Annotated in this window: 15 protein-coding genes; 12 read left to right on the plus strand and 3 right to left on the minus strand. The window is 68.6% G+C overall.

The window, feature by feature from the left end; all coding sequences use genetic code 11:
* Nucleotides 1-125: 125 nt before the first annotated feature.
* Nucleotides 126-3,308: a glycosyl hydrolase gene (locus RWQ91_RS06975; protein ID WP_314504029.1), complete on the minus strand. Its 3,183-nt coding sequence runs from the start codon at nt 3,306-3,308 to the stop codon at nt 126-128.
* A 139-nt stretch (nt 3,309-3,447) separates the two neighbouring features.
* Between RWQ91_RS06975 and RWQ91_RS06980 the strand changes: the two genes are divergently transcribed.
* Complete coding sequence (locus tag RWQ91_RS06980; RefSeq protein ID WP_314504032.1) at nt 3,448-4,401, plus strand: sugar ABC transporter permease; 954 nt, start codon at nt 3,448-3,450, stop codon at nt 4,399-4,401.
* Nucleotides 4,402-4,404: 3 nt separating this feature from the next.
* Entirely contained in the window at nt 4,405-5,241 is an 837-nt protein-coding gene (locus tag RWQ91_RS06985; RefSeq protein WP_314504035.1) for a carbohydrate ABC transporter permease, read from the plus strand.
* A 3-nt stretch (nt 5,242-5,244) separates the two neighbouring features.
* Here the strand turns inward: RWQ91_RS06985 and RWQ91_RS06990 are convergent, their stop codons facing one another.
* The gene (locus RWQ91_RS06990; protein ID WP_314504037.1) at nt 5,245-6,231 is read right to left on the minus strand and encodes a LysR family transcriptional regulator; all 987 of its coding nucleotides are present in this window, start codon (nt 6,229-6,231) and stop codon (nt 5,245-5,247) included.
* Nucleotides 6,232-6,464: 233 nt separating this feature from the next.
* Between RWQ91_RS06990 and RWQ91_RS06995 the strand changes: the two genes are divergently transcribed.
* The 10 genes from RWQ91_RS06995 to RWQ91_RS07040 all read left to right on the plus strand — a co-directional run bounded on the left by RWQ91_RS06995 (nt 6,465) and on the right by RWQ91_RS07040 (nt 15,809).
* Nucleotides 6,465-7,259, plus strand: coding sequence for a TIM barrel protein (locus RWQ91_RS06995; RefSeq protein ID WP_314504039.1), 795 nt, complete (start codon nt 6,465-6,467; stop codon nt 7,257-7,259).
* Nucleotides 7,256-8,794 carry a GMC oxidoreductase gene (locus tag RWQ91_RS07000; RefSeq protein WP_314504042.1) on the plus strand — a complete coding sequence of 513 codons (1,539 nt, stop codon included), beginning with the start codon at nt 7,256-7,258 and terminating at the stop codon, nt 8,792-8,794. The genes RWQ91_RS06995 and RWQ91_RS07000 overlap by 4 nt, the downstream gene beginning before the upstream one ends.
* A gap of 79 nt (nt 8,795-8,873) precedes the next feature.
* The gene (locus tag RWQ91_RS07005) at nt 8,874-9,269 is read left to right on the plus strand and encodes a DUF6379 domain-containing protein (RefSeq protein WP_314504045.1); all 396 of its coding nucleotides are present in this window, start codon (nt 8,874-8,876) and stop codon (nt 9,267-9,269) included.
* The gene (locus RWQ91_RS07010; protein ID WP_314504048.1) at nt 9,266-10,372 is read left to right on the plus strand and encodes a TIM barrel protein; all 1,107 of its coding nucleotides are present in this window, start codon (nt 9,266-9,268) and stop codon (nt 10,370-10,372) included. The genes RWQ91_RS07005 and RWQ91_RS07010 overlap by 4 nt, the downstream gene beginning before the upstream one ends.
* Entirely contained in the window at nt 10,369-11,403 is a 1,035-nt protein-coding gene (locus RWQ91_RS07015) for a sugar phosphate isomerase (protein ID WP_314504049.1), read from the plus strand. The genes RWQ91_RS07010 and RWQ91_RS07015 overlap by 4 nt, the downstream gene beginning before the upstream one ends.
* Entirely contained in the window at nt 11,396-12,160 is a 765-nt protein-coding gene (locus RWQ91_RS07020; RefSeq protein ID WP_314504051.1) for a nuclear transport factor 2 family protein, read from the plus strand. Before RWQ91_RS07015 ends, RWQ91_RS07020 begins: the two co-directional genes overlap by 8 nt.
* Nucleotides 12,161-12,187: 27 nt before the next feature.
* A complete protein-coding gene (locus RWQ91_RS07025; RefSeq protein ID WP_314504053.1) occupies nt 12,188-12,604 on the plus strand; it encodes a DUF6379 domain-containing protein in 417 nt (138 codons plus the stop codon).
* Between the two features lie 23 nt (nt 12,605-12,627).
* Entirely contained in the window at nt 12,628-13,791 is a 1,164-nt protein-coding gene (locus tag RWQ91_RS07030) for a Gfo/Idh/MocA family oxidoreductase (RefSeq protein ID WP_314504361.1), read from the plus strand.
* A gap of 24 nt (nt 13,792-13,815) precedes the next feature.
* Nucleotides 13,816-14,817, plus strand: coding sequence for a sugar phosphate isomerase/epimerase family protein (locus RWQ91_RS07035; RefSeq protein ID WP_314504056.1), 1,002 nt, complete (start codon nt 13,816-13,818; stop codon nt 14,815-14,817).
* A 2-nt stretch (nt 14,818-14,819) separates the two neighbouring features.
* On the plus strand, nt 14,820-15,809 hold the full coding sequence (locus RWQ91_RS07040; protein ID WP_314504058.1) for a Gfo/Idh/MocA family oxidoreductase: 990 nt from the start codon (nt 14,820-14,822) through the stop codon (nt 15,807-15,809).
* A gap of 10 nt (nt 15,810-15,819) precedes the next feature.
* On the opposite strand, the gene RWQ91_RS07045 is transcribed toward RWQ91_RS07040, so the two are convergent.
* Entirely contained in the window at nt 15,820-16,161 is a 342-nt protein-coding gene (locus RWQ91_RS07045; RefSeq protein ID WP_314504059.1) for a sugar ABC transporter ATPase, read from the minus strand.
* Between the last annotated feature and the right edge of the window lie 86 nt (nt 16,162-16,247).

Consider the following 16,247-nt stretch of genomic DNA (forward strand, 5'->3'; position numbering starts at 1 on the left):
TCGTCAGCGGTGCAGCTGACTCGCGGCTCGGGGGCCGCAGAACCACTGTGACACCATTTGCATCATTCCGACATAACAGTCGCTTATGTGCGCCAATAGGGTGACTGATCTGCGGCGAAACGGTCTCACCCGCCGAGTCGCAGCGCGCACGATCCCTGGAGCCCGGCGGGCAAAGGGTCGGCGGACGCCTCGAACACCTCGGTCATCGGTGCGAAGATCTCCCCGGAGGGGTGGGCCGCTTCCGCGATGAGGCGATTGCGCCAGGGAGTGGCGACGTGCACCTCGAGGTGATTCGTCCCGGCGCGCAGGGCAGCCGAGACGTCCACCTCGAACGGCGCTGTCCAGACGATGCCGCAGTCGATGCCGTTGAGCAGCACGCGGGCGATGTCGCGCACGGCTCCCAGCTCCAGCGTCGCCGCCGGGGCGTGCAGGAGGTCGTCCTCGGGGAGGGTGAAGTCGTGGTGGTAGACCGCTGTGCCCGAGAATCCGCGCCCGAAAGCGCCGGCATCCGTCCACAGCGTCGGATCCGGCGAGGTCGTGACGTCTCCGCTGCCCGGCACGCGAAGCCGCCAGTCACCGGAAAGCGGAAAGTGCGCGGTCGTCGCCGGAACGGGTGGCGCCTCGCCGGACAGGACGAAGGCGGACGCGAAGGGCGCGAGCACGAGTTCGAACCTGGATGCCGCAGCCTCCCGCACGGGCCGCCGTCTCAGCCGCACCGGATCCCAGGACTGCAACGGCCCGGGCTTGCTCGGAGTGAGCAGCAGACGCTGCTCCTCGCTGGTCGGATTCGCCACGAAGGTGACGATTTCGCCGTCGACGATCCGCGAGATTCGCCGCACCTCGCCGCCCTCGATCACCAGGCCCGGGCGAAGCCCCAGGTCCTCGATGGCCACCGCCAGCTGCTTCTCGATCACCCGGCCGGTTCCCCAGAGCCTGTCGCAGGTGGCGGCGAACTCGGCAGGGTCATCGGCGAGCGACGGCGAGGACTCGGGCCGGATGCCGACCACCGTGGCGCCCGCATCCACGAGCCGCTCGACCGACGCGAGGGCCGCGAGCGTCATGCGCCGCGATGATCCGGCGAGGTGCAGCACGCGGTAGCTCGCGCCCTCGGACACGACGGATCCCGCCTCGACGCGAAGGATGTTCGTCAGTGCGTCGGGGCCGATGTAGTCGAAGTCGAATCCAGCGGGCACCGCGTCATCGAGCTCGTCGGCGAACAGCCCGGTCACGGGGGCTTCTTCGCCGACGAACACGGCGATCTCCACCGCGGGACGTCCGGCACTGAGGACCGCGCTGCAGCGAGCCAGGTAGTCGATCCACGGCCGTGCCATCCCTGCCCAGGTCTCATTCGCGGTGAAGGACTGCCCGAGGAACGGAGCGAGGGCGATGCCGGGAGGCGGCGCAGCCAGGGGCTGGTGCGGCGACGTGTGGATGCAGAACCGGGTCACACCGAGCGAGAGCTGCAGGTCGGCGACGTGCTTGAGCGTGCGCGGCGTCCACGACCACGGACTGTCGAAGGAGGTGAACGCTTCGCTTCCCACCCAGCTCTTGCCGTGCACGTGTGCGACCGACGCCGCACCCTTCAGGTCGGCGACGTACGTCGGCCGCGGACCGTCCTCGGGCGAGAACGTCCACATCGCCCCCATCGGCACATCGGTCGCGGCTCGCATCGCGAGGTCGTCGCCGAGCGACGGCCGCGCATCTTCCAGCGCCTCGGCGTAGTACGTCATCCCCCGGCGGCGCGCCTCGGCCCCGAGCGTGCCGTAGTACTCGTCGGCGAGCAGCTCGGCCAGCGTGCGCCGGTAGTCGAAGAGGAAGCGGTCCGACTCCGCGGCCTCGCCGACCAGCCTGCCCGTCAGCGTGGCCAGCCAAGGCAGCGGGTCGTACCCCCGCCTGCTCCGGAACTGCTCGCGGATGCCGTTCGTCCAGTTCTGCGGGCCGGCCTCGATGCTGTCGCTCAAGAGCGCCGAGAAGCGCGAGGGAACGGCATCCGTTCCGCCGAAGCGGGTGAGATGGGTCGCGAGGTAGGCGGAGACGCGGCCGGCGTCGAGCTTGTCCACTTCGAGCCCCGTCGAGTCCCGCGGCGCGGGGCCGTTGGTCTGTCCTGTGAGCGAACCGCCGATGCGCAGGATCAGCCACTGTCCGGGCGGAGCGTCCCAGCGCAACACGCCCTCGACCATCTGCCCGGTCACGTCGACGACATCTCGGGGAGCGACAGCGCCCGCATCCTGGTCACCGTCGATCGCGTAGTAGTCGGGCGCCGCGCCGAACCCCGCCTTCACCTCCGCGTGGTGCACGCGCGCGTCTGCGCGCAGCGCGAACTCCGAGATGCGGAACTCATGCGCCCGCCGCAGGACGGGCGGCAGCCGCACGCCGGGGGAGGTGGGCGGCAGAGCCTCGGCGGCGCTGCCGCCGGAGAGCACCAGCCGGAAGCGCCGGCCGGTCACGGGCGAGAAGGCGGCGGTGCGGGCCGGCACGGTGGTCGGGCCGACCCGGGCGACATCGCGGTACTCGACGCCGTCGTCGCTGACCTGCAGCACGGCGTCGGCGGCCGGCGCTGCGCCGAAACCGCGGGGCTCGGGAAGCCCGATGACGACGGAACTCACCGTGACCGGCTGTTCGAACCGCTGCTCGATCCAGGCCTGCGACCAGGCGTCGGGGTCGCGCGGAAGGGCGACCGACTCGCGGAACGACCCATCGACAAGGCAGTCCCACGCCGCAAGGGGGACGGATGCCGTGATCTCCCGCGGCCGCAGGGGCTCGCCCTCGGCGCGATGCGGCAGAGCCAGCACGACCCAGTCGGTGGCGAAATCGGGAGCATCCGAGCCGCCTTCGCGCGTGCTGTCCTGATAGAGGCCGGCGACCGCCGGCAGGGGAGCCAGCTCGACCGCGACCGCGTCGCGGCCGTCGATCACGGTCTCGGACCAGACGACCTTCTTCATGGCGTCCTCGGGCGTGACCCACGGCCCGCCGGCGGCGCTCCAGCCCGACGACGTGGCCACCGCCAGTTCCAGACCGAGCTCGCCGGCTGTCTGCACGGCGGTGTCGATCGCCGCCGCCCACCCGGCTGATCCGGGCCGCACGGCCTCAGGCACGACGAGCGGCACACCCATGCCGCCGTCGAAGAGCTGAACCCCGCGGATGCCCGCCTCGTGCATCCACGCGAGGTCTCGCCGGATCCCGTCCGGATCGACGTTGCCGTCCATCCAGTGCCACCACGCGCGGGGACGAGCCGCATCCGGTGGATCGACGAAGCCACGCCACAGTTCGTCCGGACGGATGCCGTCTGCATCGTTGCTGCTGCTCACCTTGGCATCCTGTCAGCGCCGCGACTTATAGCGGATATCGCTAGGACTAATGTGTGATTTCGACGCAAGCATGTGATAGTGGGATCTGTGGCGCTCGCATGGCTGAGCGCCTGACGACGAGGTCAGAGAGCAGATAACAGTGACGATCGACGAGAACAGTACTCGCACCCTCACCGTGCCCCCTCGCGCCCGACGGACGCCGGCGCCCCCGAGCAAGAAGAAGCCGCTGATCAGCTACGGCCACTGGTGGTGGGCACTGCCCGCCGTGGTGCTCGTGATCGGCGTCCACTATGCCGCAACGCTGACCGGTGGCTTCTTCGCCTTCACGAACTGGACAGGTCTGGGCGACTGGGAGTTCATCGGCCTGGACAACTTCGTGCGCATCTTCAAGGACCCCCAGCTGCTGGGCGCCGTCTGGAATACCCTCTTCCTCGCATTCGGCTCGGTCATCCTCACGAACGTCATCGGCCTGCTTTTCGCTCTCGCGATCAACCGGACACTGAAGACCCGCTACATCCTGCGCACCCTGCTGTTCATGCCGGTCGTGCTCAGCCCCCTCGCTGTGGCATACGTGTGGAAGTTCATCTTCCAGTTCAACGGACCCCTCAACGGCCTGCTTGGTGCGCTGGGTCTCGAGGACCTGCAGAAGGTCTGGCTGGCCGACCCCACCTGGTCGATCTGGGCGATCCTGCTCACCGTCGTCTGGCAGCAGACCGGATTCACCATGGTCATCTACCTGGCGGGCCTCGCCTCCGTTCCGGTCGAGGTCGAGGAGGCCGCGGCGCTGGACGGCGCGGGCATCTGGGGCCGTTTCTGGAACGTGACTGTCCCGGCCATCCGGCCCTCCATCGCCATCGCCACCACCCTGGGCATCATCCAGGGGCTGCGCATCTTCGACCAGATCCTGGCGCTGACCGGCGGGGGACCCGCCGGCGCCACCGAGACGCTCGCGACCGAGATCTACAAGCAGGCGTTCACGCTCGGACAGTTCGGCTTCGGATCGGCGCTCGCGCTGGTGCTGACCGTCGTCATCCTGGCATTCGCCATCCTCCAGCAGTACGTCACCCGCGACCGCGACGCCAGAAGGGCCTGACCCATGTTCCGCTACACGAAGGCGACCGCGGTCCGAGAGGTCCTCATCTGGATCGTCACGCTTCTGGGGCTCCTGCCGTTCTACATCCTCATCGTCACGTCGCTGAAGACCGACCAGGAAGCGCTGACGACCAGTGCGGTCGCACCCCCGTCGTCCCTCGACTTCAGCAACTTCGTGGAGGTCCTGACCACCACGGGTCGAAACAGCATCCCGATGAGCATTCTGAACAGCGTCATCATCACGGCCGGCGCGATCTTCGGGCTCGTGCTCCTCGGCTCGATCGCCGCCTACGTGATCGCACGGCGAACCCGGCGCTGGACCACGATCACGTTCTATCTCGTGCTGATCGCCATCATCCTTCCCGCGCAGCTGGGAACGGTTCCGCTGTACATCGGAGCGCGCAGTGTCGGCCTCACCGGCAACGCCATCGGAATGATCCTGCTGTGGATCGGCATCCTGCTGCCGCTGTCGGTGTTCCTCTACGCGAGCTTCTTCCGCGGCCTGTCGACCGAGTACGAAGAGGCCGCCGTCATCGACGGGGCGACCCCCACGCAGGCGTTCTTCCGCGTCGTCCTCCCGCTCATGGCGCCGGCGACCGGAACCGTCGCGATCCTGGCCGGTCTGATCGTCTGGAACGACTTCTTCAACTCGCTGATCTTCCTCGGCGGTTCCACCACGCAGACACTGCCGGTCGCGATGTACACCTACGTCGGCGGCCTGCTGTCAGCCTGGAACAAGATCTTCGCGGTCGTGATCATCTCGATGGTCCCGATCCTCGCGTTCTACATGTTCGCGCAGAAGCAGTTCATCCAGGGCTTCGCCGGTGGCCTCAAGGGCTGAGCGTCACAGGCCGACCGCGACATCGTGCTCCACGACGGGCTCGATGTAGCGGTGTCCCGAGGCGACGGTGGACTGCACCTCGCGGGAGGCTTCGAGGAACAGGGCGCGCATCCACGCGTGCTCGGGATCGCGATCGTGCACCGGGTGCCACCACAGCGCATTCGCTGTCGGCGTCGCGTCGAAGGGCGCCTCGAGGATGCGCAGGCCTCCCAGGCGGGCGACTTCCGGCGCGAGGGCGGCCTGCACCAGACCGAGTCGGTGGGTTCCGATGATGAAGTGCCCGAGCGCGAGGAAGCTCTCCACGACGACATCCACCGTCGGCTCCAGCCCCAGCATCTGCAGCTGCCGGCTCGCCGAGGTGAACGCCGAGCGCGAGCGGTAGGTGAACACCCAGGGCGACTCGCCCAGCATCCGCATCGTGAGGCCGTTCTCGACGAGCGCGTTGGATTCGTCGGCGACGACGACCCAGCGGTCCCGCCACAAGTCTTCGTAGGGGAGGTCGCTGATGTGGCCGTGCGGGATCACCATCGCGTCCACCGACCGCAGGCTGTTGGCCGCGTCGTCGACGATCGGGGTGTTGTGCAGCAGGAACCGGAAGCGCACGCTCGGTGCCGACCTCTTCGCCAGACGCGAGACGGCGGCGCCGATCGTGGCGAAGCCGTAGTCCGAGCCGTAGATGGAGAACTCGCGCGTCGACTCGCGGGGCGTCCACGTCGCCTGGCTCTCGAACACCCGGCGCGCGGCATCCAGCGCGATCGTGGTGTGCTCCGAGAGCCGCAGCGCCAACGGTGTCAGTTCGTAGGCGTTGCCCCGGCGGGCCAGGATCGGGTCGTTGAAGTGCGTCCGCAGGCGCGCGAGGGACGCGCTGAGCGCGGGCTGGCTCAGGTGCAGCTGCTCGGCGGCGCGCGTCACCGACCGCTCGGTGAGCAAGGCGTCGAGGGCGACGAGGAGGTTCAGATCCAGGCGGGACAGCAGCGGGTAGTCGGTCACGGCGATGTGATCCTTCCGGCATCGAATCGAGGCTCATCCTATCGACTCGATCTATGTCAGCCCCGAGGATCATCCGTCCCGGCGATGAGTCGGTGTTCGTCCACGCGCGCGCTGAGTCGGTGGCACTGATACTCCGCATCACAACCGCTTATGTGCATAAACGACATAAGCACGTCATACTTAGTGAGAAGTCTTCGACGACGACGACGACCCATGCGAAGGAAGCCCCAGCGATGTATCAGCTCTCACCCAACATCGAACTGCTCTACACCGAAGCCGGCGACTATCACGACCGTGTGCGTGCAGCCGCGGCCGACGGGTTCACGGCGGTCGAGATGTGGGGACCGACGGGCGCCGATGCTCCCGCCACCCCGAAGGATCTTCCTGCGCTCAAGGCGGCGCTCGAGGAGACCGGCACGCAGCTGACCGCTCAGCTGTCCGAGCCGCGCACGCAGTTCATGATCCCGCCGTGGGATCACTCGGAGTTCTTCCGCAAGCTCGACGAGGGCGTCGAGATCGCTCAGCAGCTCGGCTGCCCGCGGCTCGTCGTCGGCAGCGGCACGGGCTTCGGCGGCTGGAAGCGGCAGGTGCAGCTGGACAAGCTCGTCGAGATCTATCAGAAGGCGATCGCCCAGATCGACGGGTCGGGCATCACGCTCGTGCTCGAGCCGGTCAACGTGCGCGTGGACCACCCGGGCTCGCTTCTGGACCGCACCGCCGAGGGCGTCTACGTCGCACGCGGCGTCGACTCGCCGTTCTTCGGCGTGCTGTACGACATCTACCACTCCGCAGTCGAGGGCGAAGACATCGAGGCCGAGCTCACCAACGCCGGCGACATCATCAAGTACGTGCAGCTGGCCGATGCGCCGGGCCGCGGGGAGCCGGGTACCGGCACGCTCGACTGGCCGGCGACCCTCGCCACGCTGCGGGCGTCCGGCTACGACGGCCCGATCGGCCTGGAGTACTACCCGCAGACCGCGACCACCGAATCCGTCCGCTACATCCGCGACGTCGCGGCGAACGCGTGACCGGGCGCTATCCCGCAGACGTCGACGTCGCGATCGTCGGCAGCGGCCCGACCGGAGCCGCCTACGCCCGCATCCTCAGCGAGCGGGCGCCCGGCGCCACGATCGCGATGTTCGAGGTCGGACCTACGGTCTCCGACCCTCCCGGCGCGCACGTGAAGAACATCAGCGACCCTGACGAGCGGGCGAAGGCCCAGGCGCGGTCGGAGGGTCCGTTCGCCAGCGAGGGCGGCGAGCGCGTGGGCGGAATCGTCAAGACGGCCCAGCGCCGCGCTCGGCCCGGAACCTTCCTGCTCGAGCAGGGCTATCAGGTCGAGGGTGAGGACGGCCTGCCCGTCGCGGCGTTCTCGAGCAACGTCGGCGGAATGGCCGCCCACTGGACGGGCGCCTGCCCGCGGCCGAACGACGGCGAGCGCATCGGCTTCCTGGATGAGCGCGGCGTCTTCGACGAGCTGCTGGACGAAGGCGACCGGCTGCTCGGAGTGACCAGCACCGCTTTCGATTCCTCGCCGCACGCCTCTCTCGTCCGCGAGCGCCTCGCCGCCGTCGAGGACGACGGACGGGAACCCCACGAACGCGTCCAGCGGATGCCGCTCGCCGTGCACCGCCGCGACGACGGGCGTCTGGTGTGGTCGGGTTCGGACGTCGTCATGGGCGATGCGACCCGCGAGAACCCCAACTTCCGTCTCTTCGACGAATCCCTCGTCACCCGAGTCCTGCGCTCCGAAGGCCGTGCGGCCGGTGTCTCGGTCACCGACCTGCGTACAGGGGAGAGCCACGAGGTGAGAGCGCGTTTCGTCGTCGTCGCCGCCGACGCCCTGCGCACCCCGCAGCTGCTGTGGGCCTCCGGCATCCGTCCCGAAGCGCTCGGACGCTACCTCAACGACCAGGCCCAGATCGTCTTCGCCGTGCGCATCCGCGACTTCGTCCCCGCTCCCGAGGAGGAAGGTGCCGGCCCCGCCGGGCTGAGCGAGTACAGCGGCGTCACGTGGGTGCCTTTCACCGACGACCTGCCCTTCCACGGTCAGGTGATGCAACTGGACGCATCCCCGGTGAAGCTCGCCGAGGACGACCCCGCCGCGCCCGGCTCGATCGTGGGACTGGGTCTGTTCTGCGCGAAGGACCTGCAGGCGTCGGACCGCGTGGAGTTTTCCGAGGACGCGGTGGACGGCTACGGCCTGCCCGCGATGACCGTGCACTACACGCTGACCGACCGCGACCACGCAGTGATCGATCGCGCCAAGACCGAGATCGTGCGGCTGGGTAAGGCGATCGGCGAGCCGCTGGATGATCGCCCGTTCATGATGCCGCTCGGCGCGTCGCTGCACTATCAGGGCAGCACCCGGATGGGCGTGCAGGACGACGGCACGAGCGTGGTCTCACCCGACAGCGAGGTCTGGGGCGCCCCCGGCCTGTTCCTGGGCGGGAACGGCGTCATCCCCACCGCCACGGCATGCAATCCGACGCTCACCTCGGTCGCCCTCGCGGTCGCCGGTGCACGCCGGATCGCCGCCGACCTCGCATCGAGCCCCGAATGATGTCCCCAACCGACAGGAATGAACAAGTCATGACAACGACGTCTGGCGGACTGCGTCCGCCCGCAACCAGGAGGCACTCGTGATCCCCGACCGCATCATCGAGCAGGGAACGCTCACGACCGACGGATCGCGCACCGCGGTCGAGGTCCGGCTGCCCTGGTACCGCGCGCTGCCCGGCTCGTGCATCGCCGGCGCGAAGCTGACCGTCGACGGCGCGGAGGCGCCCGCGGACACCCTGCGCTGGCAGATGAACGGGCGCGAGTTCTCGTTCGACGAGTTGCGCACGAACACCGACGAGTGGTGGTTCCCCACCGATTCGGCCGTGCTCTCCGGGGATCTCGCCGTGGATCCGGATGCCGAGCACGACGTGCGAGTGGACCTCGTCCTGTACATCCCCTACATCATCGTCTCGGACACCGAGACCCTGCACATCGAAGAGAACGACACCAAGACCATGAAGGCGGTTGCAGCATGACTGAGGTCGGCTCGCCCATCCAGGGCGTCACGCTCTACAGCTTCACCCGTGCTTTCCACGGGCGCGAGTACGACCTCGAGGGTCTGATCCGCAAGACCGCCGCCGAGGGCTTCGGTCCTGGTCTGGAGATCATCGGCTTCTCGAGCTTCCGCGGGTTCCCCGAGATCGACGACGCGTACGCGGGCTGGTTCCGCGACCTCGTCGACGAGGTGGGGCTGGTCACCACCTCGCTCGCCGTGAACGCCGACATCGGCATCCACCGCGATCGCCTCCTCAACCAGGACGAGCTCATCGCCTACATGACGCGGCAGATCAAGGCGGCGGCCACACTCGGCTTCCCGATCGCCCGCGTGCAGATCTCGATCGAGCCCGACTCGATGGAGGCCCTCGCCCCGATCGCCGAGGCGCACGGTGTGACCCTCGCCCTCGAGGTGCACGCCGACCAGTACGCCTCGCACCCGCGGATCCTCAAGCTGCGCGACCGGTTCGAGAAGGTCGGCTCTCCGTTCCTCGGCTTCACGATGGACTGGGGCGCGACGGTCTCGGGCTTCGCCCCGTCGCTCATCGAGGCGTACCGCCGGCGCGGTGCGTCCGAAGAGCTGCTCGGGCAGGTCGTCGACCTGTGGAACACGTACTACGAGCAGGGGCCGCCCGCGGATCAGACCGAGCACGGTCAGCGCTTCGGGTCGTTCATCGGGCTCGCGGCCCGCAACGGGCGCCCCGACCTGGGAATCGACTTCGGCATCAACGGCACCGGGCTGTTCGGCCCGGCGCGGGTGGACGACTGGCTGGCGATCGCGCCGTGGATCAAGCACGTGCACGGCAAGTTCTTCGGCATCGACGAGAACGGCGAAGAGCCCTCGGTGCCGGTGCGCGACCTCGTGAAGCTGCTGGTCGAGAACGGCTACAACGGCGCGATCTCCAGCGAGTACGAAGGCTGGCACTGGAACAACTGGGAGTCCCCGTTCGACATCATCCGCGCCGAGCAGGCCGTGCAGCGCTCCGCCGCCGCCGACGCCGGCTCGCGCATGATCACCGATCTGGCAGAGGCACGGGCACAGCTCGGCGCCTGGCTGCCCACGACACAAGGAGCAGGAGCATGAGCGACGGAATCGCCGGCACCGGCATCAAGCTGGGAACCACTCTCTATTCGATGACGAGCGAGTTCGCCGCGGGCCTGTACACGCCCGAAACGCTGATCGCCGCCGTCGCCGAAGAGGGCATCGGCCCGGGCGTCGAATTCAACATCGCCCAGCTGCTGCGCACCTACCCCGACGTCGACGATGCGTTCGTGAAGCTGTGGTTCGACTCGCTCGAGAAGTACGGCCTGGAGGCGAGCGCCGTGGGCACGAACCTCGACATGGGGCGCCGCAAGGACCGCGACATGACGCCGGACGAGGAGCACGACTTCCTCGCACGTCAGCTGAAGACCGCGCACACGCTCGGGTTCAAGAAGGTCGTGATCCGCTCGCACGGCAAGGAGCTGCTGCGCAGCCTCCTGCCCCTGGCTGAGAAGTACGACCAGTACCTCGGCTACGAGATCCACGCGCCGTCCGGGCCGAACGACCCGGCGGTGCTGCAGATGCGCGAGATGTACGACGAGCTGCAGTCCGAGCGCCTGGGCTTCACCGCCGACTTCAGCTCGACGATGCACTCCCTCTCGCCGACACTGCTGCTCACGCTCGGTCAGATGGGCATGGACGAGAAGCACTTCCCCGTGATGGACGAGATCTGGCACGAGCCGACCCCGATGTACGTGCGCAACCAGAAGTTCGAGGACTACCTGGCCGGTGAGGGCGTCGACCCCCTCACCTTCGGGCCGTTCACGCGCCTCGCCTTCAACATGCACGGACTGGTCCCGCCGGAGGAGTGGCTGGACATCATGCCGCGGATCTTCCACGTGCACGCCAAGTTCTACGACATCGGGGCCGACGGCGAGGAGCCGGCGATGGACATCCCGCGCATCGTGAAGCAGTTCGTCGTGGGCGGCTACGAGGGCTACCTCTCCAGCGAGTGGGAGGGCCACGCGTTCTCCGATCTCGGCGAATCCGACCCGATCGACCTCGTGAAGAAGCAGCACACGCTCATGCGCAAGGCGATCGAGGACACTGTCGCGGAGGGTGCCCGTGTCTGAGGTCGCAGAGCTCCAGGCTGAACTGGCGAAGCTGCGTGACGAGGTGGCGGCGGTTCGCGGCCTCGCGCAGCGGGCGCAGGATCGCGGCGCGGTGGAGAACGTCTTCAACCGCTACATGTGGCTGCACAACGCGTTCCAGGACGAGCAGATCATCCCGCTCTGGGTGAAGCGGGGCACCGAGGGCATCCGCGCCCGGTACACCAACGCCGGCGAGTACACCGAGTACGACAGCGTCATCCGCTACCACCAGGGTCGGCCGTCCCCCGAGGGCAAGCTCATCCTGCACGCGACGACCACGCCGGTCATCGAAGTCGCCGAGGACGGCAAGACGGCTAAGGGCGTGTGGCTCATGGCCGGCACCGAATCGGGCCTCACCGACCCCGAGGTCGCCAAGGAGTTCCCCGACATGTACTCCCCGGGCGAAGTGCTGGGCAAGAAGGTCTGGGCGCACTGGGTCTGGTGCAAGTACGCGATCGACTTCCTCAAGCAGGACGGCGAGTGGAAGATCTGGAAGTTCCGCTGCTACGAGCTGGCGCGCGCGCCGTTCGAGGAGAACTGGATCAGCTTCGGGCTGAAGAACCAGGGCGCGTTCGACCTCGATCTCATGTACTTCGGCGACGACGGCAAGCCGGTCTTCATGCCGCCGGCCGACCAGCCGGTGCCCGACAAGAACCACCCCTACAGCCCGTCGACCGTGCAGAAGCTCGAGCCGGTTCCCCCGGTGCCGCACGACACATTCACCGACACCTTCCACTGATCTCACTGCCCGAACGAGGAGCCCACCATGGCCACCCACAATTCCCTCTTTTCCGACAAAGACGTCACTCGTCGCGACGACGCGATCGCCGTCGCGGTGCAGCTGCCCTGGTACCGCAGCCTGTGGTTGTCGGCGGTCGATGACGTCGCGGCATCCGTCAACGGCGTCGCCGTACCCAAAGACGACCTGCGCTTCGAGCTGAACGGCACCAGCTATCGCATTGAGGAGCTGCCCGAGCAGTCCGAGACGCTGTGGTTCGTCGCCGACAAGCCCGAGGTCGTGATCCCTCTCGATCACGCGCCCGAGGTGGGCGAGAAGCTGACCGTCGAGGTCGTTCTGACGATGCGCCTGCTGTACATGCAGATCATGCCGGGCACCGACGGCGGCCCCGGCCGCTACGTCACCAACCGCGTCCCGGTCGAGCGCGAGGTCGTGCTGGCATGAGCGAGCGGCCGCTTCGCGTCGCGATGATCGGCTACGGCTTCATGGGCGCCACGCACTCGGTCGGGTGGCGTCAGGCGCCGCGCATGTTCGACCTGCCCGGTGCAGTCGAGATGGCGGTGATCGTCGGCCGCAACGCCGATGCGGTCGCCGCCGCCGGGGAGAAGTGGGGCTGGGCCGAATCGGCGACCGACTGGCGCGAGGTGATCGCCCGCGACGACATCGACATCGTCGACATCGTCACTCCCGGCGACTCGCACGCCGAGATCGCGATCGCCGCCCTCGAGGCGGGCAAGCACGTCCTCGTCGAGAAGCCGCTCGCGAACACCGTCGCCGAGGCCGAAGCGATGGCGGATGCCGCCGCCCGGGCCGCCGAGCGCGGCATCCGGTCGATGGTGGGCTTCACCTACCGTCGCGTCCCCGCGGTGACGTTCCTGCGGGATCTGATCGCCGAGGGTGTCGTCGGAAACGTCCAGCAGGTGCGCGCCGCGTACCGGCAGGACTGGCTCGTCGACCCTGAGATGCCCCTGGCGTGGCGCCTGCAGAAGGAGCACGCCGGTTCGGGTGCGCTCGGTGACATCGGCGCGCACATCATCGACATGACCCAGTTCGTCACCGGTCAGACCGTCGATGCGGTCGCCGGCACGATCGAGACGATCGTGAAGGAGCGGCCGCTGCTCGGCTCGGGCTCCGGTCTGTCGGGCACGGCCGCGGAGGGCTACGGCGAGGTCACCGTCGACGACGTCGCGCTGTTCACGGGGCGCCTGTCGGGCGGCGCGCTCGTGTCGTTCGAGGCCACGCGGTTCGCCACCGGGCGCAAGAATGCCCTGACGATCGAGGTCTCCGGGGACAGGGGCGCCTTGGCGTTCGACCTGGAAGACCTCAACAGCCTGCAGTTCTACGACCGCACCGCTCCCGAGGACCGCCAAGGCTTCACCAAGATCCTGGTCACCGAAGCGCAGCATCCGTACGTCGCCGCCTGGTGGCCCGCCGGTCACATGCTCGGCTACGAGCACGGGTTCAGTCACCAGGTCGTCGATCTGGTGACCGCGATCGCGGAGGGCACCGACCCGCACCCCTCGTTCGCGGAAGGCCTTTCCGTGCAGCGGGTGCTCGACGCCGTGGAGCGCTCGAGCGAGAACGAATCCGCCTGGGTCCGCATCGCCGCGGACGTTCCGGCATCCGTCTGACTACTGAACCCGAAGGAGACCGCGATGGCGCGTCCGATCACCCTGTTCACCGGCCAGTGGGCCGACCTGCCGTTCGAAGAGGTCGCGCGCCTCGCCGGGGAGTGGGGCTACGACGGCCTCGAGATCGCGTGCTGGGGCGATCACCTCGACGTCTCGCGGTGGGATGACGAGTCGTACGTGCAGTCGCGGCTCGACATCCTCGAGCGCAACGGGCTGAAGGTCTATGCGATCTCCAACCACCTCACCGGCCAGGCCGTGTGCGACGACCCGATCGACGAGCGGCACCGCGACATCCTGTCCGATCGGGTGTGGGGTGACGGCGAGCCCGAAGGCGTGCGGCAGCGCGCCGCCGAGGATCTGAAGGACACCGCCCGATTCGCCGCGAAGCTCGGCGTGACGACGGTGAACGGCTTCTCCGGGTCCTCGATCTGGAAGGCCGTCGCCATGTTCCCGCCCGCTTCGGACGAGTACATCGCCCGCGGCTACCAGGACTTCGCCGACCGGTTCAATCCGATCCTCGACGTGTTCGAAGAGGTCGGTGTGCGCTTCGCGCTCGAGGTGCACCCGTCTGAGATCGCCTACGACTACTGGACGGCTCGGGACGCGCTCGAGGCCATCGGCCACCGCAAGAGCTTCGGGTTCAACTTCGATCCGTCGCACTTCGTCTGGCAGCAGCTGGACTACGTGGCGTTCGTGCTGGATTTCGCCGAGCACATCTTCCACGTGCACGTGAAGGAGTCGATCACGAACCTCGACGGGCGCAACGGCGTGCTCGGGTCGCACCGGCCGTGGGCCGACCCGCGCCGGGGGTGGACCTTCGTCTCGACCGGTCACGGAGCCGTCCGCTGGGAGCCGCTGTTCCGCGCGCTCAACGCGATCGGCTACGAAGGGCCGACGAGCGTGGAATGGGAGGACGCCGGGATGGACCGCCTCATCGGCGCGCCCGAGGCTCTCGCCTTCGTGCGCAAGCTCGCCGAGATCACTCCGCCCGCCGCCGCGTTCGACGCAGCCTTCTCGAGCAAGTAGCCGTGACGCCGCTGGGCATCGGCATCCTCGGGGCCGCCGGCATCACCGAGCGCGCGATCGTCGAGCCGTCGCGCGAGCTGGACGGCGTGCGGGTGGTCGCGATCGGCGCCCGCGACCCCGAGCGGGCCCGCGAGGCTGCGGAGCGCCTCGGCGTGCCCGATTCCGGCGACTACGAGCTCGTGCTGAACCACCCCGACGTCGACCTCGTGTACCTCCCGCTGCCCTCGACCGTGCAGGCGCACTGGGCGGTGCGCGCGCTGCAGGCGGGCAAGCACGTTCTGTGCGAGAAGCCGCTGTCCGCGAACGGCACGACCGCGGCCGAGATCGCAGACGCTGCGGATGCCGCCGGCCGGCGTGCCTTCGTGGGGTTCCACTACCGGCTGCACGGCTTCATCCAGCGGCTGCTCGAGGTGCTGGGGTCGGGGGTTCTGGGCGACATCGAACGCGTGGAGTTCGACTACAGCATCCCGCACTTCGTCGTGAAGCCCGGCAACATCCGGCTCGACGCCGACCTGGGCGGCGGGTCGTTCATGGACGTCGGGTGCTATGCCGTCGACCTGGTGCGCGCGGCGTGGGGCGAACCGACCGTGGTCTCGGCGGTGGCGGAGCGGTACGCCGATGATCCGCGTGTGGACGTGCAGATGGATGCCGACCTGCAGCTCGCGGGCGGCATCCCGGTTCATATCCGTTCGTCGTTCATCGGCGACGACACGGGAAGCATGTCGCTGCGCGTCGCCGGGTCGACCGCGGAGCTCGAGGCCACGAGCGTGATCGTCCCGCAGTGGGGAGCGGAGCTGCGCGTCACCGCGGGCGAGCGCGTGCTGATCGAGGAGAAGGCCGTCGAGGGCGAGAACAGCTACGCGCGGCAGCTCGAGCACGTCGTGATGGCGCTGCGCGAGGGGTCGCCGAGTCCGCTGGACGCCCGCCTCGGCGTGGGAACGATGACCGTGGTCGACGCGGTGTATCGGGCGGCGGGGCTGCAGCCGCGCTGATTCGGCGCCGCTAAAGGTCCTCGGGGGAGAGGTCGCCCTCGCCGTCCTCGCCGAGCTCGACCAGCAGAGGGTCCTCCCCCTGCGATTCCGGCTGGAGGTCGGCATCCGGCTGATCCGCGAACGGGATCTCGTCGTCGTCGGATTCGATCTCGTCGGGGTCCGCGCCGGTCGCGGTCGTCGCATTCAGGTCCTCCGGCGCCACGCCCTCATCGAGCAGCGTCGTGCGGTCCCACTCTGCCTGGGCCGGATCGTCCGCGGGATCGGCGGTCATCGACGTGTCGCCGTCGCGCAGGGGCTGGATGCCGGTCTCGTCGGTCTCGACGATGGAGCCGGTGTCTTCGGGGGTGCTCATCATGGGAATCCTTTCCGCCGTTCAGCCTGCCTGCGCGCGGCGATCCGACCGAGGCGGTTGCGCCACCCGGGCGGTTGCGATACGCC

It is taken from the genome of uncultured Microbacterium sp. (assembly GCF_963524805.1).
In the GTDB taxonomy this organism is placed as follows: Bacteria; Actinomycetota; Actinomycetes; order Actinomycetales; family Microbacteriaceae; genus Microbacterium.